Raw genomic sequence first — 2,925 nt, forward strand, 5'->3', positions numbered from 1 at the left:
GGCGCCGAGCGACGGACCGCCGGGCCGGGGCACCCGGCCGACGGCGCCCGGCACGTCGGCGCCCGGCACGCCGGCGTCGACGGCGCGTACATCACCCGCGCGGGACGCTCGGGCCGGATGGGCCGGACGGGTCGGGTAGGCCGAGTGGGCCTCCCAGGCCCGATGGGTCGGACGGACTCGATGGGCCGGACGGGTCGGACGGGTCGGACGGGTCGGACGGGTCGGATGGGCCCGATGGGCCGGACGGACCGGACGGACCGGACGGACCCGATAGACCGGACGGACCGGACGGACCCGATAGACCGGACGGACCCGATAGACCGGATGGGTCGGACGGGTCGGATGGACCGAGTGGGCCGGACAGGCCGCCCAGGCCCGGTGGGCCGCGGGAGCGCAGGACCTGGGACCGCGGTCGGCCGTGCCGACCGGTTCTCCTGTTTCCTGGTGGCCGGCCGGCCCGGCGGGCGGCCTGCGCGGTGGGCCGGCCGTGGGACGGCCGATCGCCTGGGTGGAACGCATCACGGATCCTCTCGCCGGTCGGGAAAGCCGGGCCGGGTGCCCCGTGCTCCACCCGCCCCTCGCACGTCGTACTTCGCGGTTCCCCAGGACACATTCCGCGCGGGACGCCCCACCGGATGCGCCGTTCGGTGGACATGCCGACACGGCGGGCCCCCGTCCGCCCGACACGCTCCCGGCTGCGTCCGCCACGGCCGGCGGGCCGGAAGACTGGCCGGAAGACCGACCGGATCAGCAGGCCTGGGAAGGGAGCCGCCGTGGGTGTGGAGCCGGACGCCGCCGTGGGCGTGGGACCGGACCGCGCCGTGGATGTGGAGTCGGACGTCGCCGTCGTGGGCGCCGGGGCCGCCGGGCTGTCGCTGGCCCTGCGGCTGGCCCGCCCGCCCGCGGGCGCGCACCGGGTGACGGCGGTACTGCTGGCGGCACCGCCGGGCCCGTTCCGCGCGGCACGGCGCACCTGGTGCTACTGGGAGGCGGGGGCGGGGCCGTACGACGAGGCGCTGACGACCTCCTGGCAGCGGCTGCGGGTACGCTCCGGCGACGGCCGGACGGTGGACGCCGCCATCGCACCGCTGCGCTACAAGATGCTGCGCTCCGACGCCTTCGAGGCGCTGGTCGGCCGGGAGATCGCGGCGAGCCCGTGCGTGACACGCGTCGAGGCCGTCGTGGACCGGGTCGAGTCCGCGCGGGGCGGCGCCCTGGTGCACGCCCGCCGGGCCGACGGCGGCCGGGTGACCGTACGCGCCCGCTGGGTGTTCGACTCCCGGCCGCCCGGGCGCCTGCCACCGGCCCGCACCACGCTGCTGCAGCACTTCCGCGGCTGGTTCGTCCGCACCCGCCGGCCGGTGTTCGATGCCGCCACCGTGGAGCTGATGGACTTCCGCACCCCCCAGCCCACGCACGGCCTGTCCTTCGGTTACGTCCTGCCGACCGGGCCGCACGAGGCGCTCGTCGAGTACACGGAGTTCTCCCGCCGCGTGCTCGACCGGAATGCGTACGACCGCGCGCTGCGGCACTACACCACCCGGATCCTGGGCGTCGGCGGCCACGAGGTCACCGCGTGCGAACAGGGCGTGATCCCGATGACGGACGCGGACTTCCCCCGGCAAGCCGCCGCGTCCGTGTTCCGGATCGGGGCCGCGGCCGGGGCCACCCGGCCCGCGACGGGCTACACCTTCAGCGCCGTGCAACGCCAGACCCGCGCCGTGGCCGCCGCGCTGCACGCCGGGCGCCGGCCCCTCCCCCCGCGCGCCCACTCCGCCCGCTCCCGGCTCATGGACGCCGTGCTGCTGCACGCCCTCGACCACGGCCGGGTGGACGGCCCGGCCTTCTTCACCCGCCTGTTCACCCGCGTCCCCGCGCCCCGCCTGCTGCGCTTCCTGGACGGCCGCACCAGCCTGCCGGAGGACCTGTCCATCGGCCTGCACGTGCCCGTCACCGCGATACTCGGCTCCGCTCTCGCCCTGCCCTTCGTGCCGCGCCGGAGTTCTCCGGCCGACTGACGCCCCGTACCCCACGCCCCCACCGCCTGACGCCCCGTGTCCCGTACCCCCTCACTTACGGAGATGGCATGCCTGTGCTGCGCGACGCCGACCTGGCCGCCGCGTTCGATCACGCCGCCCGCGGCTACGACACGCTGGTGGCGGCCAATCCCGGCTACCACGCCCACCTGCGGCGCTCCGCCCGGCGCCTCGGCCTGACCCGCGGCGGTGCGGGCCTGAGAGTGCTGGACCTCGGATGCGGCACGGGCGCCTCGACGGCGGCCCTGGCCGCCGTGCTGCCCGGCGCGGACATCACCGCCGTCGACGCCTCGGCCGGCATGCTGCGGCGGGCCGCCCACCGGCCGTGGCCCCGGCCCGTGCGCTTCGTGCACACCCCGGTGGAACGCCTGACCGAAGCCGGGGTGCGCGGCCCGTTCGACGCGGTCTTCGCCGCGTACCTGCTGCGCAATACCGCCGACCCGGACGCCGTGCTCGCCTCCGCGTCGCGGCTGCTCACGCCGTACGGCCGGCTGGCGGTGCACGAGTACGCGCTGAGCGGGCGGGCGGCGCACCGGGCGGTGTGGAACGCGGTGTGCGGCGGACTCGTCCTGCCGGTCGCGACGCTGCTCGGCGACGGTCCGCTCTACCGGCACCTGTGGCGCGGTGTCGTCACCTTCGACACGGCCGGACAGCTCGCGGAGCGCGTGCGGCGGGCCGGGTTCGAACGGGTGCGGGTGCTGCCGTTGCCGGGCTGGCAGACCGGCATCACCCACACCGTCGTCGCCCGCCGCCCGCAGGCCGGCACGAAGGAGGCGGGACGATGACCCTCCCGCGCCTCCCGCGCCGCCCGCGCCGTCCCTCCGCACCCGGCACCCGCCCGCCCCGCCCCGGCCGGGACCGGCTGGCCCGGCTGCTGCCCGCACCGCCC

The 2,925-nt window shown here is 77.3% G+C and carries 2 protein-coding genes; both read left to right on the forward strand.

Features of this window, described 5'->3' with window-relative positions; all coding sequences use genetic code 11:
* Positions 1 to 773 precede the first annotated feature (773 nt).
* Entirely contained in the window at positions 774 to 2,018 is a 1,245-nt protein-coding gene (locus tag DEP02_RS28970; protein WP_438947808.1) for a lycopene cyclase family protein, read from the forward strand.
* Between the two features lie 68 nt (positions 2,019 to 2,086).
* Positions 2,087 to 2,821, forward strand: coding sequence for a methyltransferase domain-containing protein (locus DEP02_RS28975; protein ID WP_112470636.1), 735 nt, complete (start codon positions 2,087 to 2,089; stop codon positions 2,819 to 2,821).
* Positions 2,822 to 2,925 lie beyond the last annotated feature (104 nt).

The organism is Streptomyces triticisoli, from assembly GCF_003270085.1.
Classification (GTDB): Bacteria; Actinomycetota; Actinomycetes; order Streptomycetales; family Streptomycetaceae; genus Streptomyces; species Streptomyces triticisoli.